General features: G+C 50.2%; 21 protein-coding genes. 8 read left to right on the forward strand and 13 right to left on the reverse strand.

Features of this window, described 5'->3' with window-relative positions:
- Window positions 1–142 precede the first annotated feature (142 nt).
- The 3 genes from PTW35_RS07415 to PTW35_RS07425 are packed head-to-tail and all read left to right on the forward strand — an operon-like array spanning window position 143 to window position 5,292.
- Window positions 143–2,278, forward strand: coding sequence for an OmcA/MtrC family decaheme c-type cytochrome (locus PTW35_RS07415; RefSeq protein WP_281027145.1), 2,136 nt, complete (start codon window positions 143–145; stop codon window positions 2,276–2,278).
- A gap of 37 nt (window positions 2,279–2,315) precedes the next feature.
- Window positions 2,316–3,278 carry a DmsE family decaheme c-type cytochrome gene (locus PTW35_RS07420; RefSeq protein WP_281027146.1) on the forward strand — a complete coding sequence of 321 codons (963 nt, stop codon included), beginning with the start codon at window positions 2,316–2,318 and terminating at the stop codon, window positions 3,276–3,278.
- Window positions 3,279–3,288: 10 nt separating this feature from the next.
- Window positions 3,289–5,292, forward strand: a complete 2,004-nt coding sequence (locus PTW35_RS07425) for an MtrB/PioB family decaheme-associated outer membrane protein (RefSeq protein ID WP_281027147.1) — start codon at window positions 3,289–3,291, stop codon at window positions 5,290–5,292.
- 48 nt (window positions 5,293–5,340) lie between these two features.
- On the opposite strand, the gene PTW35_RS07430 is transcribed toward PTW35_RS07425, so the two are convergent.
- The 5 genes from PTW35_RS07430 to PTW35_RS07450 all read right to left on the reverse strand — a co-directional run bounded on the left by PTW35_RS07430 (window position 5,341) and on the right by PTW35_RS07450 (window position 11,699).
- Window positions 5,341–5,601 carry a DUF5062 family protein gene (locus PTW35_RS07430; protein ID WP_039462384.1) on the reverse strand — a complete coding sequence of 87 codons (261 nt, stop codon included), beginning with the start codon at window positions 5,599–5,601 and terminating at the stop codon, window positions 5,341–5,343.
- 130 nt (window positions 5,602–5,731) lie between these two features.
- Window positions 5,732–6,769 carry a DUF3080 domain-containing protein gene (locus tag PTW35_RS07435; protein WP_281027148.1) on the reverse strand — a complete coding sequence of 346 codons (1,038 nt, stop codon included), beginning with the start codon at window positions 6,767–6,769 and terminating at the stop codon, window positions 5,732–5,734.
- Between the two features lie 83 nt (window positions 6,770–6,852).
- A complete protein-coding gene (locus tag PTW35_RS07440) occupies window positions 6,853–8,241 on the reverse strand; it encodes an IS4 family transposase (RefSeq protein WP_281025132.1) in 1,389 nt (462 codons plus the stop codon).
- A 138-nt stretch (window positions 8,242–8,379) separates the two neighbouring features.
- Entirely contained in the window at window positions 8,380–9,750 is a 1,371-nt protein-coding gene (locus PTW35_RS07445; RefSeq protein ID WP_281027149.1) for an MATE family efflux transporter, read from the reverse strand.
- A gap of 164 nt (window positions 9,751–9,914) precedes the next feature.
- Complete coding sequence (locus tag PTW35_RS07450) at window positions 9,915–11,699, reverse strand: diguanylate cyclase (protein WP_281027150.1); 1,785 nt, start codon at window positions 11,697–11,699, stop codon at window positions 9,915–9,917.
- A 196-nt stretch (window positions 11,700–11,895) separates the two neighbouring features.
- Between PTW35_RS07450 and PTW35_RS07455 the strand changes: the two genes are divergently transcribed.
- Entirely contained in the window at window positions 11,896–12,510 is a 615-nt protein-coding gene (locus PTW35_RS07455; RefSeq protein WP_281027151.1) for a riboflavin synthase subunit alpha, read from the forward strand.
- 81 nt (window positions 12,511–12,591) lie between these two features.
- Here the strand turns inward: PTW35_RS07455 and PTW35_RS07460 are convergent, their stop codons facing one another.
- The 8 genes from PTW35_RS07460 to hutC all read right to left on the reverse strand — a co-directional run bounded on the left by PTW35_RS07460 (window position 12,592) and on the right by hutC (window position 21,102).
- Window positions 12,592–12,795 (reverse strand): CPXCG motif-containing cysteine-rich protein, encoded by a 204-nt coding sequence (locus PTW35_RS07460; RefSeq protein ID WP_044623120.1) that lies wholly within the window; start codon window positions 12,793–12,795, stop codon window positions 12,592–12,594.
- Between the two features lie 333 nt (window positions 12,796–13,128).
- The gene (locus tag PTW35_RS07465; protein WP_281027152.1) at window positions 13,129–13,323 is read right to left on the reverse strand and encodes a hypothetical protein; all 195 of its coding nucleotides are present in this window, start codon (window positions 13,321–13,323) and stop codon (window positions 13,129–13,131) included.
- A gap of 32 nt (window positions 13,324–13,355) precedes the next feature.
- Window positions 13,356–14,219 (reverse strand): fructosamine kinase family protein, encoded by an 864-nt coding sequence (locus tag PTW35_RS07470; RefSeq protein WP_044623121.1) that lies wholly within the window; start codon window positions 14,217–14,219, stop codon window positions 13,356–13,358.
- Window positions 14,220–14,478: 259 nt separating this feature from the next.
- A complete protein-coding gene (gene hutH, locus PTW35_RS07475) occupies window positions 14,479–16,011 on the reverse strand; it encodes a histidine ammonia-lyase (RefSeq protein ID WP_281027153.1) in 1,533 nt (510 codons plus the stop codon).
- 11 nt (window positions 16,012–16,022) lie between these two features.
- Entirely contained in the window at window positions 16,023–17,714 is a 1,692-nt protein-coding gene (hutU, locus tag PTW35_RS07480; RefSeq protein ID WP_281027154.1) for a urocanate hydratase, read from the reverse strand.
- A gap of 55 nt (window positions 17,715–17,769) precedes the next feature.
- Window positions 17,770–18,795 carry a formimidoylglutamase gene (gene hutG / locus PTW35_RS07485; RefSeq protein WP_281027155.1) on the reverse strand — a complete coding sequence of 342 codons (1,026 nt, stop codon included), beginning with the start codon at window positions 18,793–18,795 and terminating at the stop codon, window positions 17,770–17,772.
- A 10-nt stretch (window positions 18,796–18,805) separates the two neighbouring features.
- Window positions 18,806–20,038 carry an imidazolonepropionase gene (hutI, locus tag PTW35_RS07490; protein WP_281027156.1) on the reverse strand — a complete coding sequence of 411 codons (1,233 nt, stop codon included), beginning with the start codon at window positions 20,036–20,038 and terminating at the stop codon, window positions 18,806–18,808.
- Between the two features lie 353 nt (window positions 20,039–20,391).
- Entirely contained in the window at window positions 20,392–21,102 is a 711-nt protein-coding gene (gene hutC, locus PTW35_RS07495; protein ID WP_281027157.1) for a histidine utilization repressor, read from the reverse strand.
- Window positions 21,103–21,383: 281 nt separating this feature from the next.
- On the opposite strand from hutC, the gene thrS reads away from it, so the two are divergent.
- The 4 genes from thrS to rplT all read left to right on the forward strand — a co-directional run bounded on the left by thrS (window position 21,384) and on the right by rplT (window position 24,557).
- The gene (thrS, locus tag PTW35_RS07500) at window positions 21,384–23,315 is read left to right on the forward strand and encodes a threonine--tRNA ligase (protein ID WP_281027158.1); all 1,932 of its coding nucleotides are present in this window, start codon (window positions 21,384–21,386) and stop codon (window positions 23,313–23,315) included.
- Between the two features lie 3 nt (window positions 23,316–23,318).
- Window positions 23,319–23,870, forward strand: a complete 552-nt coding sequence (infC, locus tag PTW35_RS07505) for a translation initiation factor IF-3 (protein ID WP_082008553.1) — start codon at window positions 23,319–23,321, stop codon at window positions 23,868–23,870.
- Window positions 23,871–23,967: 97 nt separating this feature from the next.
- Window positions 23,968–24,162: a 50S ribosomal protein L35 gene (gene rpmI / locus PTW35_RS07510; protein ID WP_007469870.1), complete on the forward strand. Its 195-nt coding sequence runs from the start codon at window positions 23,968–23,970 to the stop codon at window positions 24,160–24,162.
- A 41-nt stretch (window positions 24,163–24,203) separates the two neighbouring features.
- Window positions 24,204–24,557: a 50S ribosomal protein L20 gene (gene rplT, locus PTW35_RS07515; protein WP_007469869.1), complete on the forward strand. Its 354-nt coding sequence runs from the start codon at window positions 24,204–24,206 to the stop codon at window positions 24,555–24,557.
- The last annotated feature ends 51 nt before the right edge of the window (window positions 24,558–24,608 follow it).

The raw sequence follows: 24,608 nt of genomic DNA on the forward strand, positions 1-24,608 counted from the left end.
TCATCAAATTCTCAGCCAAACACACAGCGATAAATAGCTATATTTTTTATTTGCTTGCCAAGCCTTGCGAGAAGTTATGGACCCAGGCTATCTCCCATGGAGTGCAAGCTAACCCTTCAATCCGCTAGTGTGAGTTAATCTGATGATTGTTATAAGATTTATATTAGCTTTTATTTGTATCTGCCTGATTCAAGCTTGTGATAACCAAGGAAGCGATCAGAATTCTCCACCGCCGGATCCGAATGATATATCCATCGATGCCCAGACACCGGTTCTGAATGAGAACGGCTTGCTGTCGGTTGAGTTTACGGCAACAGACGGTACGGGAGCACCATTTGAACTCGACCCTGAAAGCGGTTTGAGTTTCGCCGTCCTCAAGGTAAGCGAGGGGCGTAGCACCGGTGACAATAGCTTTTGGCAAACCTTTATCTTTGGGAGCCAGTCTCCAGCAGCCGATGCCAAGCCAAACTTTGAATCCAGCGGGGTCTTTGAGGTGCTGGCGGCAGGCAGTTATCGCTATACCTTCTCGGTAGACGTTACCCAAGTGGTTGACCCCGCCCAACTGTCGGCAGAACCAGCACCGGCAGAAGCGGCAGTGATTGAGTGGGAGCCGGATGTTCTTCACCGCTTTGCCATTCGCTATGGCGATGCGCTCTCGGATATCCCTGTCATTAACTATACCCTGGACTGGGTTCCTTCCGGTGGCTCGGCACCGCTGTCGCGGGATATCCTGGATAATTCAAGCTGTACCACGTGCCACATGGGCGAGGCTCCTTTTCATGGCACTCGCGCGCCGGCAAACCGGGTAGAGCCGCAAATCTGTTCAGCCTGCCACAACGACAGTAACCCCAACTCAACCCGTCGCTCTTTAGCGGTCATTGTCCATGACAAGCACGGTAATGTGTTTGAGATCCCGGATGAGGGGGGCGAAGAGGCTGAGCCAGAGCTGGTGGGCTCGCCGTATCCGCAGGATGCCAGGAATTGCGATACCTGCCACAAGGATGTCTCCGATACAACGGCCGATGCCGATAACTGGTTCAATCATCCAACTGCTGAAGCCTGTGGGGCCTGCCATACGGTGCGCAACTCACATTCAAGTGCTTTCCCATCCAATGACCGCTGCGAAGGCTGCCACGGAGTTGATGCCGGTGGAAGGTCGGTGCAATCTGTCCATGGAGGCCGGCTGGCGGCGATGCAGGCAGGAAGGGATACCTTGGAATTGGCGATTAACTCGGCCCGCTACAGCGACCCGGATTTCGAAATAGAGATCACGCTGACGCGCAACGGGGAGGGCGTCGCGTCATTTGCAGATATCGCCCCGTTTATCCGCCACGGTTCTGCCTACTTGTTGGTTAACTGGAATAACGGCAACGGCCTTGAGATCAGCTATACCGCCAATCGCGTCCGGATCAATATGACCGAAGAATGTAGCGCGATGGGGGATGGACAGTTTCTCTGTAAGAAGGCCTTCCCGAACGGTGAAACAGCGCTTAAACCTACCGCTGGCTCGGTATTGGTTGTGACAAATGCTGAAATGCCGCTGTGTACCGACAGAAAAGCCGAGCAACCGGCGCTGATCGCTTGTGATGACAGTTCGCTCGAGAATGATAGGGACACCGAGTACCTGCTAGCGGCCAATGCGGTCTGGGCCGCTTTTGATATCGGTGGCGGCGCCGTCAATGAAAAAACCGCGATTGGCGCAGATTTAGCATCGTGCAACGGTTGCCACAAGGATCTGACCGTACATCTCTATGGTCCGGCGGGACAAGCGCATTCAGCCAAGGACTTCGAGCAGTGTGCCAGCTGTCATAACGCCACACGAGCGGCATTCTACCCAGGGATCCCCGGCGATCTGAAATACCATGTCCATTCATTCCACGGATTTGGCTCGCAGCGCAGCGGGGAGTCTAGTTATCCCGGCAATCTCGCTAACTGCGAAGCGTGCCATACCGCCTCGCAGTACAACCTGCCGAATCAGGCAAACATCCGGCCTTCGGTTGCTAGCGTGGCGGCCGGTGATGCGAGAGAAAACAAGTTCTTCAGCCCTGCCTTGGTGGTATGCGGTAGTTGTCACCTGGCATCCAATTTGGGGGATGTCAATCCCGATAGTCCGGCTGAAGGCGATGGCGCGATTTCGCATATGCTCAGGAACGGCGCCGTGTTTGCCGCAGACAGTGCCGCTGATGCAACCGGCAGTGAGCAGTGTGCGACCTGTCACTCGGTCGGGCAGGATGTCGGTGTCGACGTTGTCCATGATGTCTACCGGTTCCGCCAGTAAACCAGATTCGCTGAGAACGCCTTGGAAGGATTATAAAATGAATAAGAGAAAGTGGTGGTCGTGGGCAGCAAGCGGGATCCTGATCATGCTGGTCAGCATGATGGCTTTTGCCGACACTGAAAGCCGAGATCCCCGTGAAGCCGTTGAGGCTGAGCTGGATAAAAAATTCCAGGATGGACGCTATTCACGCGATGGCACTGAGACGTGTCTGCGTTGCCATGACAAGGATTCAGAGATCCCGGCGACGGGGATCTTCGACAATGTTCACGGCCGCCTGGGGGTTTCCCATGGCCCGATGAGCGATCGCCAGTGCGAAGCTTGCCATGGCCCGCTGGGAAACCACCACCGTAACCCGAGGGGGGATAATGCGCGTGAGCCCATGATCACCTTTGGTGACGATTCCCCCGTTCCTGCCAGCAAGCAAAACAGCGTTTGCCTGTCTTGCCACCAAGGCAGTGCTCAGAGGAACTGGCACTCGAGCGTGCATGCGTTCGAAGATGTTAGTTGCTCGAGCTGCCATAAGCTGCATCAGGCTGAAGACCCCATGTTTAACCAAGCAACACAGGTAGAAACCTGTACCGGCTGCCATAGCCAGGTTAAAGCTCAGCTGCACAAGCGTTCCAGCCATCCGATACGGGATGGGGTCATGAGCTGTTCGAGCTGCCATGAGCCGCACCAGTCAGTCAACGAAGCCAGTTTGAAGCAGGTGGATATCAACGAAAATTGCTATCAATGCCATGCGGAAAAACGCGGCCCCTTCCTGTGGGAGCATGAGCCGGTGTCTGAGGACTGCAGTTATTGCCATAACCCGCACGGCTCCATCAATAGTGCGATGTTGGACAAACGCATGCCTCAACTGTGTCAGGACTGCCATCGAGTGCCGCACGCTCAAGTGGACATTCCAGAAGGAGACCTGCGTGTGCGTGGCGGCAGCTGCATGAACTGCCATAGTCAGGTACACGGTACCAATCATCCTCGCGGCTTAACGTTGAGAAAATGAGAGCAGAGCAATGAAGATTGTATATCCAATTTATTGGCTGACTGCATCGATGACATTTTGTGGTTATGCCGAAGAAGAGAGCGTGCCCGCTGACAATCCGTACCAGGATTACTCACTCAAAGCGGCGAAAGAGGTCGATACATCCGGCTGGGAGTGTAAAGCCTGCTCAAGTGATGGGCAATGGCAGGGAAGTGCCGCATTGGGCGCGGGCTATTCAGATAATGGTGGCTCGACCCGGTTCAACAATTGGGTGCCGACCCACAGTGATGTAGGGGCCGTGGGAACACTCAATGCCGATTTAGGGCAAGTCAATGATGACGGGGAATACACGCGGTTTGAGGTCGAAGACCTTGGCTTGAAGCGGTTTCGGATCGGCACCGAGCTGGGTGATTACGACGGTGTGCGGGCAAGCCTTTACTACAGCCAGTCACCGTATTACTGGAACGATGATAGCCTTTCTGCATACCGTGGTGATGGCACGACATTGACCGAAGGGGATCTCAGGACTTTCGACAAGGAATCGATTCGGGAAAAAATCCAGATCGGGTTGAAGTATACGCCGCCAAGCCCCTGGCAGCCCTATGCGGACATGACGTTCGAGCAAAAAGAGGGGACATATTCCTTCTATGACAACCGGGTGCCTGGCGTGGGCAGTGTTCCCGGATATATTCAAAAACCGCTCTCGCATGAAACCCTCAATACTGCTGTTGGGGTGTCCTATCTTGAGGAAGGCTGGCTTATCGATGCGGCATACCGGGCCTCGGTCTTTCGTAATGACAACCAGGCCTTGTATTTTGGCCCTGCCAGCGATCCCTTTGCCGACTCCCGGGCCTACGAGCCCGATAATGAATTTCACCAGGTTGCTGTCTCGGGAAATTACAGGATGGACAGGCAGACGATTGATGGCCGGGTACTTTGGCAGGAGTCGACATCTGACGGTGGGTTGAATGTCTTTCCGGGTTCACCGAACCAAAAGTCCAAGTTTGACGGTAAGGTCAATACGGTTCAGGTTGATGCGGGTTACAGCAATCGGCTGACGAGTAAAGCTGCGCTGAAGGTGCGGGCAGATTACCGGGACCGGGATGATCGCTCGGATAAGGATGCTGTCATAGGCCAGACAAGGCCAACAACCGACAGAACCCGAAGCGGTCTCGAAGTGGTGGGGGATTACCGCTATAACCGGTCGTGGAAAATTCAGGGCGGGTTCGACTATAGGTATCGTTCGCGGGAAGAGGCGGACAGGAAGCGCACCAATGAAAGCACGCTGTATCTTTCAACACGCTACAAACCGGTCGATGACTGGAGTGCCGGTGCCAAAGTCTCATGGCAAGACAGAGACGGCTCGAGCTGGAGGAACGACAGTGCCAATAGCCCGAATTTGAGGCAGTATTATTTGGCCGATCGGGAAAGGCTGGAACTCCGTGGGGATATTCGCTATCAGCTCAATGATTCAACCCAATTGTCTGCCGCCGCTTGGTACGGCGATGAGGATTATCCCACCCCGGATATAGGCCGCAGCTCGGGTAAAGATTATGGCTATGATGCCACCGTTGATTACCAGCATGATGAAAATACCGTGGGCTATGCCTACCTGAATTATCAGCAAATTGAATCCAAGCAGCAGAGCGCCAACAGCAATTCCCCTGATTTTTCCCGATATACTTCAGAATTGACCGATGAAGCTGTGGTTGTCGGAGTTGGAGCCAACCGGAACAATCTGATGGATAAGCGGCTGGATATCGGGCTTGATTACAGTTATAGCTATGGCAAGGGAAAGACATCCACCACGTCAAATGCCGACTTTGATTATCCGGATAATCGCTCCCAGGGGCATCGTTTGGAGGTCAATGGTACCTATCGTGTCGATGACAGACAGAGTATCAAGCTCAATATCAGGTATGAAAACTATGATGAGGATGATTATCTGTTTGCCGCAGACGAGGCTAGCCTAGGCCGTGTCAATCAAGACTATGATGGCTACTTCGGTATGGTGTCGTGGGAATATAAATACTGATAGCAGGTAAACCAGCAGGTTTGAGGGGGCTCAAACCTGCTGCAAGTGTTACTGGAGCAGTTCGTGATCCGGCGGTAATAGCCGGGTAATCCACAGGATGAGTCTGTGTTTCATATTCGGTCCGTCTTCCTTGTCTTCAGGAAGCGGGGTAATTTGCTTGAATTGAACCAGCAAGCGGTAAATACATTCGACCTTATCCTTCGACGAGACTGATTTGTCTAAATCATCAAACCCTTGCTTCTTAGCAAAGGCCATACCTAGCTCTAGCGCTTTTTTTAAGAGTTTTGCATCGTTTTTGTTCTTCTTCATATCAGCTCCAGCCAGATGGTTATTAATTCATCTTAGAGCCTGTTGTTATGCATTTATAGCAATACAGGGCAATTCTTTGCGCTGAGTCGGTGAATTAATAATACCAGGCGATAGATGGCCAAAGTTTAGGCTAACGGGTGCCGACTTTGATGTTGCACCGCTTGAACGTCCGTTGCCAGAACCCGACATGCTGGCGTGTCGCCTGCCTGAAGCGATTATGGAGCTTACCGTTGAGGTATTGCTCGACGTAGGGAGTGGTGGCTGATTTCCTGGCATGTTCCAGCGTGAGCAGTGTTGTTAGAGCAGGAGATATTTGGCGGTATTGGGAGTCGAGTTCGGCAAGGTAGGCCTGCAGCTCGCTGGCAAAGAATTTGTTGAAAACGTTACTGAGGTATTCGGCTTTCTGTTGGTTGCGGTTAGGGCCGCAGATGAGCCGCTGTTCATGTTGTTCCAGCATGTCGGTAATCGCTTCTAACCACAACGTCGCGAGGTGTATCGAATAGACCAGCTGGCCGAAGTAGTGGTGGGTATGTAGCTGCTCTTGATGCTTTATCAGCCGGTCAGCCTGTTTCTCTTCTACACTGGTGCCCTGCAGGATGTTTTTCTGAATAAAAGTTAGAAAGTTAAAGGCATTTAAGCTTTCATCAAAGCCATAGAATAGGCCTAGCTCGAAAGGTTGGTGGTATATGGTGAGTTGCTGCCGCCACTCCTTTTCTGTGGTGAGCATATTCCACAGGTGGCTGGCGAGCTGGGCTTGTTTCTGCTGCTTGAACCCTTGAAGCATCGGCAGGACCTCAGAGTCTTGCGGGAGTACCTGCTGGCAGTGGTTGAGGCCACTTAACAGGATGAGCTCATAACGCAGTTGACGGGTTTTGTCCTGTACCTTGCCCAAAATGGAGTTGCGCTCGGCGATCAGGTTGAACAGTCCGCATTTTCTCAGTTCATAGGCATCGAGTAAATCAATTCGAATATCTTCGATAGGCTCTAGAAGCTCGCGGGGTTCTGGAAAGGCGATGAGATCTATGTCATCGACGGCCACTGGCGAAGTGTCGAGGACATTGGCGAGCCGCTCATTGTAGCTGTTGAAGCTGCGTGTGGCGGTGTTGGGCTCGCAGCCAGTCAGTACCAGGAGCAGCAGAAGTAGTAGAGGATGGCAAAACAGGTTCATATGATTAGTATATCCAAGTAACCTGGTGTCACTCGGTTTTATACGTCGCGTAACAAAAAGGCGACCAACGGCCTGTCTCTTGATCACAAGTTTTGATGGTCAAGAGACATTGCTAGCTCATAGCCTTCAAGGATGGTTTGTAACTTGAACCATCCTTCCCATAGGGCTTTCACTGATGCCTTTCCTGTTCGTTTGGTATCTTTCCATCCCCCCATTCTTGCAAGGTTTTCATAAGCCCAAGATATATTGGGTGGCGACTCGGGAATGGTTTTCTTCTCCATTTTCAACCACAACAACTTCCAAGCTTGTGTGCTCAATACCTTTTCACAGTTATGATCAGCCTGAGAACACGTTTTTCTCATAAAGCGTAACTGTAATAAACGTGTGGCTATAAATGCTAAAATGACGCTTATCCGCTCTAAATTATCTCGACTTTGCATTCTGAGCTCTTCAACTCCTGTCCCCTCACTTTTCCAGACCTTATGGTAGTCCTCAATTAACCAGCGGTGTTCGTAATAGCTGACAATGCGTTCCGCATCTTCTGCTTTTGTGACCCTTTCAGATGTCAGTAAGTGCCAAGCGAGCTTGTCTTTTCTATCGCCTTGTTCAACACAACTGACATAATACATAGCGGTATCGGGCTGAGATGATTTATTGGCTGGTGCTTTCAGTGTGACTTTTGCGTACTTGATATCAAGGACGACATCTCTCGCTTTACGTCCCCCTTTTTGAGGTATATGCAAGACTTTAGGCGTCGCATTTTGTAATTGCTCAGCATAGTCATAGAGTTTGTTGTCATGCTCTTTGATACATCGGCTCTGCATTGAACGCACAACAAATCGTTGATTATTTTGCGCTTTGTACGCCAGATATTCGTAGATATCAGCCTCACGGTCACATACTGAAATCACTTTATCTATATTAGTGCCTAATCGTTCAACCATGTTCTGAGAGGCCTTTTCCCACTTATAGCTCTCTTTTTCTTTGTAAGGCCGCGAAGCATGTTGATGTCGCTGGCCTCGTTTCAATATGTCACGGGTCCACATTTGCTGCTCAATTAAGCCAACAATATCGTGGTTTTGTGGAGCAAAAAGCAAAATCGAATGTGCCAAGATGGCTCGATTATTATCTCCCTGATTAATATGCCCTAGTTCACCTTTAACCGATTGATGCCTAAAGACTAAAGCGGTTGTATCCTCAAGGGCGAGTAAAATGGGATGGGTTGCGGCTCTTTGAGCAGTTACTTGAAACCCCGCCTCAGCGATATCTTTTGGTTCGATATGGTCATTACGAATAAACCGGTATGCCCCTTCCATATCAGCAGGTGAGAGGGATAATTTTGACACAGCAACTCCTGGCTGTTGAGCAAGTGAAGCCGCTAAAGAGACTAAACGCTGAGTTCGTCTAGGGTCGTTGAGGTTAGCTTGCCCAAATTGCATATCTGCCCATTGTTCATGAGTATTTTTATCCATCTTAATCATCCATTTAATAGCTATTAAATGATCAGATCACAACTTCGAAAGTGAGTTCAAAAAAAATCCCCGAGCATGCTCGGGGATTTGTGCATAAGAGACAGACCAACGGCCGCCTTTTAATTCGCGCAAGCAAAATCACCGTAGTGACATCTGCAACTGTGAGTCATCATCTTGCTTCTGTACCCAGAGCAGGCGGTATGCCAGCATGATAGCGGCGGCGGTTAGGCCGACGATGTTCCCTATCCAGAAGCCGTGTGGGCCCATCGGGGAGACGATCCAGTCGGTGATCCCGAGGATATAACCGATTGGCAAGCCAAGGATCCAGTAAGCAATGAAAGTGCGAATAAATATAGCCCGCATGTCCTTATAGCCCCTGAGTGCTCCGGCTGCCACTACCTGGATAGCATCGGTACATTGGTAGATGGCTGCGAGGAAGAGCAGTTGTCCAGCGATGTAGATAACCTCGCGGTTATCGGTATACATCTCAGCAATAGGTTCGCGCAGTACCACTGTCATGACCGCCGTCACCGCTGCGATACAAAAAGCCACAATCAAACCACTGCGGCTGGCGATTTTGGCCTCGGTAAAGTCTTGGCGTCCTAGCAAGTGACCGACCCGGATACTCAGGGCGGCACCTAGGCTCATCGGGATCATGAAGATCAACGAAGAAAAGTTACTTGCGACCTGATGGGCGGCGACGATCGTCGAGCCTAACGGAGAGATCAGCAAGGCAATAACCGCAAAAAGCGAGACTTCGAAGAAGATCGAGGCTGCAACCGGGAAGCCGAGGCGAAATAGGCGAATAACCGCTTTCAGCTGGGGTGGGTGCCAACGGTCGAAAATACCAATAGCGCGTAGCTTTTTGTTGAAACGGATATAAACCAGCATCGAGAAGAACATTAGCCAGTAGACGATAGCGGTTGCTACACCGCAGCCGACACCGCCTAGCGCAGGGGCGCCGAATTTGCCGTAGACGAAGATCCAATTAAGCGGAATATTGGCGGCAAGGCCGATAAAGCCAATCACCATCGACGGGACTGTCATCGATACGCCTTCAGAAAAACTCTTCAGGGTCTGGAAAAAAAGAAAGCCGGGAACGGCAAAGAGTACGGCATGAAGATACCCAGTGGTTTTTTCGGCCAACGCCGTTTCGACATCCATAAAATCAATCAGGGTGCCGGCATTGTACAGCACCCAAATGATCGGTATGGAAATCAACAGCGCCAGCAAGAAGCCATGTTGGACCTCAAACGGAATGTTATCACGCTTACCTGAACCATTCAGGGTGGCGACAATTGGAACCAGGGCAATCAGCAAACCGACACCAAAAAGGATCGCCGGTAACCAAATGCTTGCCGCTACAGATACCGCCGCCATATCCGTTGCACTGACGCCTCCGGCCATAACCGTATCTACAAACCCCATCGAGGTTTGGGCAACCGATGCAATCAGTACAGGGATCGCTAATTTGAGTAAGAGGCGGGTTTCTCGCCGATAGTTATGCACAGAAGTGCTCCTGGTTGAAGAGAGGAATGACGCGAGAATTATAACGGTTCGCCAAATTGGCACAATTCACATCGAATAAAAATTATCATTTCATTCTCTAGATTTGATATCAATAGCTTAGCGAAGTATTTATCTGCCGCTCTCTTGCTGCCTGAGCCGCTGATTTAGACCTCGTGATCATCAGCTGTCGGCTCTATCACAGCGCGATTCTTGCCCTCTTGCTTTGCCTGGTAGAGTAGCCTGTCGGCAACGGCATAGGATTTTTGCGGCAGGGAAGTGCAGCGACTGGCACCGATACTGGTCGAAACCATAACTGAGTTATTGTCATTTGTATAAGGGTGACGCTCAAGCTGCGATAGCAGCTGATGGGTGATTTTCTCGATTTCTAGTCGAGGTACATCTGCCATCCAGACGGCAAACTCCTCACCACCAATACGGCCAAAGAGGCAATTCGCAGGCAAAACAGCCTGACAAGTCGCCGTGAAATGCTTGAGGATATTATCGCCTTCGATGTGACCGTACGCATCGTTAATAAGCTTGAAGTTGTCGATATCCATAATTAGCAACCAACCGTCTTGCTCTCTACATTTTTCATCAAGCTGCTGCCAAAAATAACGGCGGTTGGCAATTCCCGTGAGGCCGTCGAAGTAGGCCATCTGTTGCAGTTTGGTATTGGCAGTGCTAAGCGCTTGAGTTCGTTCTTTTACTCGTGCTTCAAGCTCTTGGTTTTGACGTTCTAAGAGGGCATTGAGGCGTTTGGTCTCCTGCTGTTGGCTATCGAGTTCATGAATGGTCAACTCGAGATTTCGCTGCATCTTATTGAACGATTTGGCCAGTGTCCCTAATTCGTCATCCCGGGTGATGGTAATCTGGCTTCCCCATCGTCCCTTGCTGATTTGCTCTGCCGCTTGGGTCAGGGCTTGAATTGGTTGATGGAGCTGCCAGGCAGCTTTCTTGCCGAGCAGGATGGCAACGAGCACTAAGACGGCGGTCAATAGGATCGCGGCTCGCTGGGAGGCACCGAGTTCAGGGGCAAAGTCAGTCAATGGGGAATAGAAGGCAATTTTGACAAGGTGATCTTGGCCGATATTGTAGTCGCTGATAAATCCAGCCCATTGTTCACCATTGTGGTCAACCAGCAGCAAGCTGTTGCCTTTGTTGCTATCGGCTTTGATCAGGCTATCAAGGATTGGGGCGGTGGATTGGTTGATGGCAGGAAGCTCACCGTTGCTCGGTGTATGAGCGGGAGAGGTACTGGCAAGAATAGCTTGGTTTTTATCGTATAGCACGACATCACCATGCTGGCTCAGTTTGCTCTTGTTCAGTTCATGCACAACCGTGGTGAGTGTTAAATCCAGTCCCCAGACACCTAACAGTTTGCCGCTTTCATCCCGTTGCGCCTGCGACAACGTAATACCTAGCAGGGTTGGGTCAAAGGCACCGGCGTAAATATTGCTCCAGACCGGCTCATTGCTGTCGATGGCATTTTGAAACCATGCTTTTTCTCGGGCATCGAAGTTTGTTGTTGTTTCGAGTAGCTGGCCTTTGTGACCATCGTGATCGGAGGAAAAACGATTCAAGTTACCAGCTTGATTAGAATCAGTTTCAATCAGGAAATACTGGTTATTTTCTTGATGGCCCATAGAGAGCAATCCACCATCGACATTCGCGAAATAGAAATAATCGATTTCATTGTGGTGGTTTAACACGGTTAGAAGATGGTTGAGCAATGTTTCCCGGTTTTGCACCTTGCTGTTGAGGGCTTTCTGAATACGGTCCTGGTGCTGATAGACTTGGTGCGCATCAGTGAAAAATTCCCGGAGATGGGAAATTACCCCTTGGCTGGCATGTTTGTAGATGTGCTCAATCGTCTGGTGGACAACACGCTCGGTACTGTTGTGCCAGAGCAAGCCGATAGGCAGCGCCGTAAGGACAACCAACAACGCCATCAACACCTGAATTTGCAAATTAAGATTTTTTGTTAGGTGCCTTAGCATGCGGAGTCCAACTTAGTACATTCTGCTGTAACCTTCTAAATATGTGCTGAGGATATAGGGTTAAGCCTGATAGTGCAATTTCGCTTGCTTTTTACACGGCCGATTTATTGTTAACATACTGAAAGTTATCTGATCATCAGGAGTTGATATGTTTACCGGAATTGTTCAGGGTACAGCACAAGTTATTGCTATCGAAAAAAAAGAAGCGTTTCAAACCCATGTTGTCCGATTATTCGGCAAGATGCGGGAGGGGTTGGAAATCGGTGCCTCAGTTGCCCATAACGGTTGTTGCCTGACGGTCACGAAACTGGAGGGGGATAATGTTTCTTTCGACCTGATGCAAGAAACACTGGCCGTGACTAACCTCGGCGCACTCAGCGCCGGTGATAGTGTGAATATTGAACGGGCGGCCAAGTTTGGTGATGAAATTGGCGGCCACTCCATGTCGGGGCACATCAATGCGGTAACAACGATCGTTGACATTGAAGTATCGCCAAACAATACAACTATTTGGTTTGAAATCCCCGAATCCTACAATAAATATATCTTGCGCAAGGGATACATTGGTTTGGATGGCTGCTCGTTGACGATAGGTACGGTAGATGAGGATCGTTTCTGTGTGCATTTGATCCCTGAAACCTTGCAACGAACCCTATTTGGCGTGAAGAAAGTCGGTGCTAAAGTCAATATCGAAATCGATCCTCAAACCCAAGCCATAGTCGATACGGTTGAAAGGGTATTGGCTGAAAAAGGCTTAGGATAATTGACTCAAGTAAAATAGAAACCCCTACGGTTCAGTAGGGGTTTTGAATATCGGATACGGCATTTAATAACAGCCAATGGACTAGAAAATCTGCTCATCATCGGCATCGACAAATAAGTTGATGGTCTTATGTAGTTCATCAACTTGCATATTTAGATGGATGGCGTGGCAGCAGGCAGGGCAGTCATCATAGAACTCTTGGCTGCCTGCACTGGCATCAAGAGTAATAGGGATGTTGTGGCCACAGTGTGGGCATACTACTGTCTGCTCTGTGTAATTCTTCATAGTGTACTCCTTGCAAACTTAAGCCAAGAATTAGCATCCAAGTTGCAATAATTCCCGAGAACGCGACTGGTTCAGTTCAATGATTTAACTTTAGCGTTAAGCATTCGTTTTCGCCTCAAATTATCTATAAAGTTTGAACTCACAGAAAGTTATGACAAAGAAGAGAGTTGCAGCGATCAGATATTAAAAAAAGACTGGACGTATAAATTTCTGTTTATATTGGTGAAATAAATATTAGGTCAGAAATGGCACATTTTGCGACTGCAAGGACAGAGCAAAAAGGTGTAAACAATATCATGGTTACAATGACACCTTTGCATCTAAGCAACGGTATCAGATGGTTGCAATTAATTGCTTATTTACTTCGGGTAACGAGTTAAGTTTGCGGTTGGCAGTTGACCAGCGTGGACCATTGGCATATACGGCATCAGGGACGGCCACCCTTTTCATTTGGGCCGCTTTCGCGGCCAGCAGGCCGGTTACCGAGTCCTCGACGGCAATAAATGACTGTGGGCTAACACCGAGCACATCAGCAGCGTTGATGGCGAGAATAATTGGGCCTATTTCAGCCCTAGCTCTTCCATCATATGTTCTGCCTGGGTGATGTAGCTACCGCCGAACAGGTTGCAGTGGTTGAGCACATGGTAAAGGTTGTAGAGCGTTTTGCGCTTTTCATAGCCGTCTTCCAGCGGCCAGACAGACTGGTATCCTTCGTAGAAGCTGGGTGGGAACCCACCAAACAGTTCGGTCATAGCGATATCACATTCACGATCCCCCCAATAGCTGGCAGGATCATAGATGATAGGCCCGGTAACGGTAACGGCGGTATTGCCATGCCAGAGATCGCCATGCAGCAACGAGGGCTTGGGTTGGTGGTGTACCAGAAGATCGATTACTTTGCTGGTGATCGTATCGATATTGCCAAAATCGATGCCTTTTTCCGAACAAAGCTGCAACTGCCAGGCAATGCGTTGTTCAGCGAAGAAGCGGCACCATTTGCGGCACCATTGGTTGGGCTGCGGGGTCAAGCCAATGTAGTTATCGAGGTCAAAGCCATACTCCCCCTGTTCGCCCCAGGCATGCATCCGAGCCAACTGCTCCCCAAGCGTATAGGCAGATTGGTTATCGATCACTTTCGTCGGCAGGTAGTTGAGGACAATAAAAGCCCGGTCTTTGGATGTGCCGAGGTGGATAAACTGGGGTACTTGGATACAGTCGGTTTCGTTGAGTAGCCTCAGGCTCTCCGCTTCTGTCTCGAACATAACAAGCCGTTCGCGATCGTTGAGCTTGACGAAGTAACGGTCGGTACCGTCTCCGATGCAGTAGCATTCATTAATGTCACCGCCTTCAAGCACTTCCTTTTCGCTGATTTTGAATGGTCTATCCAATACCTCAGAAAGTTGGTGAGAAATTGCTTGCCACATAGCATCCTCCACGAAACATCAATTTGCAGTTGGGCTCATTGCCTCTTCAACATAGTAGTCTATTTATTGAGCTAATAACTGGGTATTTATCAAGGTTTTAATGTTCTCAGACGAAAAAGAATGCGATTTTGTACGGGAAGCGCACGTATTCCCTGCATAACAGGATAGAAAAAGTGCAAGTAATGAATAGTCTACTGGCCGCAATATGAAAGTAAGCCGGCAGTGTTTGCCGGCTTAAAATAGGATAGCGGCAAGTTGGTTACAGGCTCGGAAGCAGTTGCGAAGGCATTAGGCTGTTGTAATGCGCTTCCAATAGTAGCTCATTGGCTTTTTCGATATCCGGAGCGAAGTAGCGATCCTTGTCGTAGAAGCTCACCCGGGCGCGAAGCATTTCCTTGGCTTGCTCAATACGCTCTGAACTGCGGTTTGGCGTGCGGAAATCCAAGCCTTGTGCCGCGGCAAGAAGCTCGACAGCCAAAATCCCGCGGGTATTTTCTGCCATGTCTTTGAGCCTGCGGCCGGCAAAGGTGGCCATCGAGACATGATCTTCCTGGTTGGCCGAGGTCGGCAAACTATCGACCGAAGCCGGATGGGCTAGGGTCTTGTTCTCGCTGGCCAGTGCAGCTGACGTCACCTGCGCTATCATAAAACCGGAGTTTACCCCGCCGTTATCCACCAAGAATGGCGGCAGTTTGCTCAGCCCGCTATCGATCAACAGGGCCATACGACGCTCTGACAAGCTGCCAATTTCGGCAATGGCCAGCGCAAGGTTATCAGCTGCCATGGCAACCGGCTCTGCATGAAAGTTACCACCGGAAATGATGTCGCCATCATCAGCGAATACCAGTGGGTTGTCAGAAACGGCATTGGCTTCGATTTCCAGAATATCCGCAGAATGGCGGATCTGCTGCAGGCAAGCCCCCATCACCTGAGGCTGGCAGCGAAGCGAGTAGGGGTCTTGGACTTTTTCGCACTGCTGGTGAGATAAGCCAATCTCGCTTTCTTTGTCCAACAGATGGCGGTAGGCCATCGCGGCATCAATCTGGCTGCGGTGACCACGAACGCGGTGGATACGAGGGTCAAACGGACGGCGGCTACCAAGTGCAGCATCAACCGACATTGCACCACAGACGGTGCCCGAGGCATACAGATCTTCTGCGGCAAACAAGCCTTCCAGCGCAAATGCGGTGGACGCTTGTGTGCCATTGAGCAGTGCGAGACCTTCTTTCGGGGCTAAAGTGATAGGCTCTAAGCCAGCAATCTTCAATGCTGCCGCGCCGCTGATAACCTCGCCATTGTGACGAGCTTGTCCTTCACCCAATAGTACCGTGCTCATATGTGCCAACGGGGCAAGATCCCCCGATGCACCAACCGATCCTTTCTGTGGGATGCAAGGGTAGACTTCGGCATTGACCAGGGTGATGAGCGCATCAACCACCTTGGGGCGGATCCCCGAGTAACCGCGGGCAAGGCTGTTGATCTTCAGAGCCATCATCAGCCTGACGGTATGATCTTCCATGAACTCGCCAATGCCGGCGGCATGGGACAGAACGATACTACGCTGGAGGGTTTCCAAATCTTCAACGGCGATACGGGTATTGGCGAGCAAACCAAATCCTGTGTTGATACCGTATACGACTTTGTCCTCTGCGATCACCTGTTCAACGGCTCGGGTACTTGCCAACATATCATCATAAGCTGCGCTGTTGAGTGACAGTGTCACCTTGTGGCGGCTGATGTGTCGCAGTTGCTTGAGTGACAGTTTCCCTGGATTGATTTCAATTTGGTACATACAACGTCCTGTTACTTCTGGGTTGATGGGATCATCGGCAAATCGAGGCCTTGCTCTTCGGCGCAGTTAACCGCGATGTCGTAACCGGCGTCGGCGTGGCGCATCACACCCGTGGCCGGGTCATTGCGAAGCACACGGCCAACGCGTGCAGCGGCTTCATCGGTTCCGTCACAGACAATGACCATGCCTGAGTGTTGCGAGAAGCCCATACCCACGCCACCGCCATGGTGTAGCGATACCCAGGTGGCACCTGATGCGGTGTTGAGCAGGGCATTGAGTAGTGGCCAGTCAGAGACTGCATCGGAGCCGTCCATCATACCTTCCGTTTCACGGTTCGGGCTGGCGACAGAGCCAGAATCAAGGTGGTCGCGACCAATAACAATCGGTGCCTTCAGCTCACCATTTTTCACCATTTCGTTGAACGCTTTGCCCAAGCGAGCACGATCTTTGAGACCAACCCAGCAGATACGTGCAGGCAAACCTTGGAACTGGATTCGCTCACGGGCCATATCGAGCCAGTTGTGCAAATGAGGATTATCAGGGATCAACTCTTTGACTTTCTGGTCCGTTTTGTAGATATCTTCCGGATCGCCAGACAATGCAGCCCAGCGGAAAGGCCCAACACCCTCGCAGAATAATGGGCGAATGTAGGCTGGCACGAAGCCCGGGAAGTCGAAGGCATTCTCAACACCGACTTCAAAAGCCATTTGACGGATATTGTTACCATAATCGACGGTCGCCGAGCCGGCTTTCTGGAGCGCCAACATAGCTTCGACCTGAACGGCCATGGAGGCTTTGGCTGCTTTGACTACCGCAGCTTCATCGCGTTGGCGCATCTCGGCGGCATGCTCCATAGTCCAGCCCTGTGGTAAGTAGCCATTCAATGGGTCATGGGCAGAGGTTTGGTCGGTGGTGCAATCAGGCACGATGCCACGGCGAACAATTTCAGGGAACACATCGGCGGCATTGCCAAGCAGACCAACAGAGACAGGCTTTCCGGTTTGTTTGGCTTCTTCGATAATCGCCAACGCTTCATCAAGAGAAGTCGCCTTGCAATCTACATAGCCGGTACGTAGGCGGTAGTCGATGCGGCTCTCATCACATTCAACGGCAATCATTGAGAAGCCGGCCATGGTGGCCGCCAACGGCTGAGCGCCCCCCATTCCGCCCAAGCCTCCCGTTAGGATCCAACGACCAGAACTGTCTCCACCGAAGTGTTGTTTTGCCATGGCAACAAAGGTTTCATAAGTCCCTTGCACGATGCCCTGAGAGCCGATATAGATCCAGCTGCCTGCGGTCATTTGGCCGTACATCATCAAGCCTTCCTTATCGAGCTCGTTGAAATGCTCCCAGTTAGCCCAGTGCGGAACCAAGTTTGAGTTGGCAATCAATACCCGCGGCGCGTTAGTGTGGGTTTTGAATACACCGACAGGCTTGCCGGATTGAACCAGCAAGGTTTCATCTTCTTCAAGGCGCTTTAGCACCTCGACAATTTTGTCATAGCACTGCCAGTTCCTTGCAGCACGACCAATGCCGCCATATACCACCAAAGCGTGTGGGTGTTCCGCCACATCGGGATGCAGGTTGTTCATCAACATCCGAAGTGGGGCTTCGGTTAACCATGACTTGGCATTTAGCGTTGTGCCCGTCGGGGCAATAATGGTACGGCTTTCGTCCAAGCGAGGTTGGGTATCTTGTGTCATGTGGCTCTCCTTGCAATGCTGTCACTGTAATGATTTATTAAGACAGCGGCGTTGATTAACGTAGGGCACGGGCGATGGTCCAGGCCAATCGCGCGGCGAGTCGTGCTGTTTGGTTGTCGATATCAAAGCGCGGGTTATATTCCGCCATATCAGCAACCAGAACTTTCTTTTCTCCCGCCGGTGTTTCGGCAGCTAATACGGTGTTGATCAATGGCTCAATGATGTCCTGCGGTACACCACGCGCAGCCGGCGCGCTGACGCCCGGCGCGGTACAGGCTGGGAACACATCAATATCTACGGTGAGGTAGAGGTAATCACATTGGGCGATGAAGTGCTCGAGTGATTCAATCACCAGCGGCAGACGCTGGTGGGTGAGCTCACAGTCATCGAAATAGAACACGCCCAGTTTATCGGCCTTGTCATATAGAGCTTGGGTGTTGCTGGCTCGGCTCAAACCCAGACAGGCATAGTGGAACGGCCAGCCTTGTAGTTCGCAGAATCGTGCGATTTGCTGGAAAGGAGTCCCCGAACTGCCTTGCTCGGCTGATGCACCAGATGGCGGATTACGCAGATCAAAATGGGCGTCAAAATTGACAATACCAATTTGGGGTGTCGGCATAGCGATACCCAGATACTCTGGTTCAATCACCCCCTCCTGCGCGTGTTGCTTTTGCAGTAGATAATTGCCGATCCCTTGGAATGTTCCCCAGGCAACCTCGTGACCACCACCGAATACAATCACTTTGTGCTTTTGGCGCAGTGCGCGGCAGACATCGTCTCCCAAGCGCTGTTGGGCCAACTCAAGGTTGCCGTCATTGCAGGAAATATCCCCACCATCATAAACGGGATCTGTATGGTGCCAAGCGAGGTTCGCCAAGGCTTTTCTAATCGATATTGGGGCATCGTAGGCGCCGGTACGCCCTTTGTTACGGGAAACCCCCTCATCGCAGGCAAAACCGAGCAGCATGATACCGGGATCATTAACCTCGTCGGCCGGCTTGATCACTTCATGCCAGCGTAATCCAAGGTTACCGTCTTCGGGATCACTGCGGCCTTGCCAGACTGTCATATCTACCGACATGGGGGACTCCTTATTGCCCTGAACTAGGTAAAATAGCTTGGTTGAATAGCTCACCATTGACTACCCGCGCCTTAAGATCGGGCACACCTATTCGGTATGACAGCTCAGCCGGGTGAGATAAGTTCCAAATGGCCAAATCGGCTTTCATGCCTGCACGGATTTGTCCTCGTTGTTCATGTATCCCCAACGCTTTGGCGGCATTGGCCGTGACACCGCGTAGGCACTCTTCAGGCGTCAGCCGGAATAAGGTGCAAGCCATGTTCATCATGGTGCGGATGGAAGCTATCGGCGAGGTGCCGGGGTTGAAGTCGGTGGAAATCGCCAGCGGTACGTTCAGTTGACGGAGCTGATCAAGCGGTGGCATTTGGCTCTCACGAAGAAAATAAAAGGCACCGGGCAGCAAGGTTGCCACAGTGCCGCAAGCGGCGAGGGCGGCAACCCCTTCGTTATCAAGGTACTCAATATGGTCAACAGACAAAGCCCCCATTCTTGCGGCCATCGCACTGCCACCTAAGTTGGAAAGCTGTTCGGTGTGGCCTTTAATGGCAAGGCCATGTTTTTGTGCTGCTTGGAATACTTGCTGGCACTGGCTGGTAGTAAAGCCAATGCTCTCGCAAAATACATCCACCGCGTCGGCCAGTTTTTCTTGCGCGGCGGCAGGAATGATTTCATCACAGACAAATCGGATATAGCTGTCTGGATCATCGACGTATTCTGGCGGTAGGGCATGAGCGGCAAGCAATGTTGTCGATACATTGATATCGGGCATTTCGCCAATGCGGCGGGCCACCCTGAGCATTTTCAGCTCATCTTCGAGGGTGAGGCCATAGCCAGACTTGATTTCGACAGTGGTCACCCCTTCATTCTTCAGGCCTTGCAAACGCTCACACGCCAGCTTGAACAGTGTGTCTTCTGATGCATCGCGGGTTGCCCGGACAGTCGACAGAATTCCCCCGCCGGCGGTGGCGATTTGCTCATACGGGACACCGTTGAGGCGTTGTTCGAATTCTCCAGCGCGGTTGCCGGCAAAAACCAGATGGGTGTGACAATCAATCAATCCCGGAGTGACAAGTGCGTCCTGGCAGTCTACGACTTCAGGGTGGCCGTGGCAGTCGAAGTGCTCCTTGTGGCCGGCATACATGATCTTGCCGTCTTGGATGCCAATCATGGCATCGCTGATCACTTGGTAGCCTTCTTTCCCTGCTAGGGTAACCAGATTGACGTTCGTCAGTACTCTATCCATTTTGCGACCCTGAAGTTATTTACTATCACTAGCATTTATTGCTAGTTGCGTTAATGTATATACAAATTAATAGGCAATTAGAGGTTAAAGTTCAAGGTGGGATGTAAATGAAATGTGATTGTAATTGTAATTAATTGCTGACAATCGTTGGGTTATGAGAGGGATCGCACGTTTGAAATGCGTTTATGCAGAGAAAGATTTTGAGGAGTGAATAGTTCCTAGTTCCTAGTTCCTAGTTCCTAGTTCCTAGTTCCTAGTTCCTAGAATACGAACCTTGGTTGTCAGGAAAAGTAATTAAAGCCAATGCCGATATGCCATGTTTTTGTAAGGCCTAGGCTTTTAGGATCTAGCAACTAAATCCCTACCTGTGTACGCGAGCTCAGTTTGTATTTATTGCCCGGATGATAGAGTAGGGCTGTGCTTATCAAATTGTTGTTGCTCCAGGTACGGCGATTAAGCAGCAGGCAAGGTGCCTGCGGGCTGACCTTAAGCAACTCAGCAATCCGCTGGGGAGGCAGCAAGGCTTCTACTGTGTGCTCAATGTCGCTGAGCGGGCAAGCTTTGACCAAGTATTCGTTAGGGGTCTGCGTACTGAAGTCTTGCTCGATGTAGGCCGGTGCGTGTTCTGGGTTAACCCAGCGCTCTTCCAGTTGAATCGGTGAGCTATTTTCGAAATGGACAATTTGGGTGAAATAAACCTCCGTGCCTTGGCGCACGCCAAGTCGCAGCGCGATATCTTCGGTTGCTTGGATAGTTGATTGAGAGATCACATCTGATGAATAGCGGTGGCCGCGGTTTTTCACTTCTTCGGCAATGTTGCGGATTTCCATCAGGGGGGATTCCGCTTTCTTATGACAGACAAATGTACCCAGGCGTGGCGTTCTTTCGAGAAAGCCTTCCTTGACCAGTTCGGTGATGGCTTTGTTGGCGGTCATACGGCTTACCGCGAATTGTTCAGACAGTGACATTTCGGTCGGTATCCTATGGCCCGGTGGCCATTGGCGGGTATGAATCCTTTCTAGCAGGTACTGTTTGATCTGCTGATAACGAGGTGACTGAGCCATAACGCTTTTCCTAATTGCCTATACAAATAAAAGCAAGATTTTTTAAACTTGGCAAGTGCTATGTCCAAGCCGCAGGTGAATTAGCCGGCTGTTTAACAACATTGTTTTTTGCAATTGGCTTGTCGCGTTTGTTATAGTTGCAGCTTCGCTCAGCGATTTTGGCCTGCTCAGTATTGCAGCGCCGGATTTCTGGGTTTTCTTTTATTTAGCTCTCAAAGCTTTATATTTTTAATTCAACATGTCTTGCTTGGTGTGCAAGACCACTGTGAAAGGATATTTACATGCCTGTAATTACTCTTCCTGACGGCAGTCAGCGTCAATTTGACAACCCAGTTTCTACTATGGAAGTCGCTCAGTCGATCGGTCCTGGCCTTGCGAAAGCAACTATTGCCGGCCGTGTAAACGGTAACCGCGTTGATGCGTGTGATCTGATCGAAGAAGATGCAAGCCTTGAAATCATCACTGTTAAAGATGAAGTCGATGGCCTTGAAATCGTTCGCCACTCTTGTGCTCACCTTCTAGGCCATGCGCTTAAGCAGCTTTACCCACAAGCGAAAATGGCGATCGGTCCAACGATCGACAACGGCTTCTACTACGATATCGACCTAGAAGAGTCGCTTACGCAAGAAGATCTTGAAAAGATTGAAAAGCGTATGAAAGAGCTGGCGAAGACCAAGTACCAAGTTATCAAGAAAAAGGTCAGCTGGCAGGAAGCGCGTGATACGTTTGACTCACGTGGCGAACCATACAAAGTGGAAATCCTAGACGAGAACGTTTCGCGTGATGACCGTCCGGGCCTATACCACCACGAAGAATACATCGACATGTGTCGTGGTCCACACGTACCGCACATGGGCTTCTGTCAGCACTTCACCCTGCTGAATGTTGCGGGTGCATACTGGCGTGGTAACAGCGACAACAAGATGCTTCAGCGTATCTACGGTACGGCTTTCCACGACAAGAAAGCATTGAAAGCGCACCTTACTCGTCTGGAAGAAGCGGCTAAGCGCGACCACCGTAAAATCGGTAAGCAGCTAGACCTGTTCCACATGCAGCAAGAAGCGCCGGGTATGGTGTTCTGGCACCACAACGGCTGGTCTATCTTCCGTGACCTAGAAGTATTCATCCGCGAGAAATTGAATGAGTACGGCTACCAGGAAGTGAAAGGTCCACTGATGATGGACCGTGTGCTTTGGGAACGCTCTGGCCACTGGGACAAGTACGCTGATGCGATGTTCACGACTTCTTCTGAGAACCGTGAGTACGCGATCAAGCCGATGAACTGTCCGGGTCACGTTCAGATCTTCAACCAAGGTCTGAAGTCTTACCGTGACCTGCCGCTGCGCATGGCCGAGTTCGGCTCATGTCACCGTAACGAGCCATCGGGTGCGCTACACGGCATTATGCGTGTACGTGGCTTTACTCAGGATGATGCTCACATCTTCTGTACAGAAGAGCAGGTACAGGCAGAAGTAACTAGCTGTATCGAAATGGTTTACGATACCTACAAGACATTCGGCTTCGACAACATCGTTGTTAAGCTGTCTACCCGCCCTGAGAAGCGTGTAGGTTCTGATGAAATGTGGGATAAAGCTGAGTCAGATCTAAAACTTGCGCTAGAATCAATGGAGATCCCTTACGAGATCCAAGAGGGTGAAGGCGCGTTCTACGGTCCTAAGATTGAATTTACTTTGCACGATTGTCTAGATAGGGCTTGGCAGTGCGGTACAGTTCAGTTAGACTTCGCACTTCCTGAGCGTCTAGGTGCAACTTACGTTGGTGAAAATAACGAGCGTCACACGCCGGTTATGATCCACCGTGCTATTCTTGGTTCACTAGAGCGTTTCATCGGTATCCTTATCGAAGAATATGCTGGCTTCTTCCCAACTTGGTTGGCGCCTCAACAGGCGGTTGTGATGAATATCACTGATGGCCAGGCTGAATATGTTCAACAAGTAGTCGAAAAACTTCAAAAATCTGGAATTCGTGTGAATGCGGACTTGAGAAATGAGAAGATTGGCTTTAAAATTCGCGAACATACTTTGAAGCGAGTACCTTACATGCTTGTTTGCGGCGACAAAGAAGTTGAAGCAGGCGAGATTGCGGTTCGTACTCGCAAGGGTAAAGATTTGGGTAAATTTAAGATTGACGATCTTGTTGCTTACCTGCAGCAAGAGATTAGCAGTCGCAAGCTCAATATTGTGGAGGAATAAGGTATTAAAGGCGGAAGAAGAACCCAAGCACCAGTTAAGCAGAATGCACATCGTCTGAATGGTGAAATTCGTGGCGTACGCGAAGTACGACTAACTGGTCTTGACGGTGAGTCAATTGGTGTTGTTTCTATCGAAGAAGCAATGAATGCTGCTAATGAAGCTGGTGTTGATCTAGTTGAAATCAGCCCTAATGCCGAGCCACCAGTCTGTCGTGTGATGGACTACGGCAAGTACCTGTTCGAAAAGAGCAAGGCTGCTAAAGAGCAAAAGAAAAAGCAGAAACAAATCCAGGTTAAGGAAGTTAAATTCCGTCCTGGTACAGACGAAGGCGATTATCAGGTAAAACTGCGCAACCTGACTCGCTTTTTAGAAGAGGGCAACAAGGGTAAAGTCACACTGCGTTTCCGCGGTCGTGAAATGGCCCACCAGAGTCTTGGTATCGATCTTCTAAACCGAATTAAAGAAGACCTAGGCGACCTAGCGGTTGTTGAAAGCTTCCCTAATAAGGTTGAAGGTCGTCAAATGACGATGATGCTTGCCCCTAAGAAGAAGTAATTACGGCATTCAAGTAGCACAAAGCGCTGCTTACCCGCAGCGCTTTTTGTTCGCCTGATTACTATGTTATTAACTATCAACAATGCGGAGTCTCATCATGCCTAAGATGAAATCCAACAAAGGTGCTGCTAAGCGTTTCAAGAAAACTGCTGGTGGCTTTAAGTTTAAGCACGCAACTAAGCGTCACATCCTGACTAAACGTACTACTAAGAACAAACGTCAGCTACGTCCAAACGCTATTCTTCCTGCATGTGAAGTAGCAGCTGTTGCACGTATGCTTCCGTTCGCTTAATCGTTTTTAGTTTTATATTTTAATTTAGTTAGGAGTCTCCTATGCCTCGCGTAAAACGTGGTGTACAAGCACGTGCACGTCACAAGAAAGTTCTTAAACAAGCTAAAGGTTACTACGGTGCACGTTCACGTGTTTACCGCGTAGCTTTCCAAGCAGTAACTAAAGCTGGTCAGTACGCTTACCGTGACCGTCGCAACAAGAAACGTACTTTCCGTCAACTATGGATTGCACGTATCAACGCTGCTGCTCGTCAGAACGGTATGTCTTACAGCCGCTTCATCAACGGTCTTAAGAAAGCATCTATCGAGATCGATCGTAAGATCCTTGCTGACATCGCTGTATTCGACAAAGCTACTTTCACAGTACTAGTTGAAAAAGCAAAAGCTGCACTGTAATTTCAGTCAGTTTTGATGTGGAAAGGAGAGCTTCGGCTCTCCTTTTTTCGT

This window comes from Photobacterium sp. DA100, from assembly GCF_029223585.1.
Classification (GTDB): Bacteria; Pseudomonadota; Gammaproteobacteria; order Enterobacterales; family Vibrionaceae; genus Photobacterium.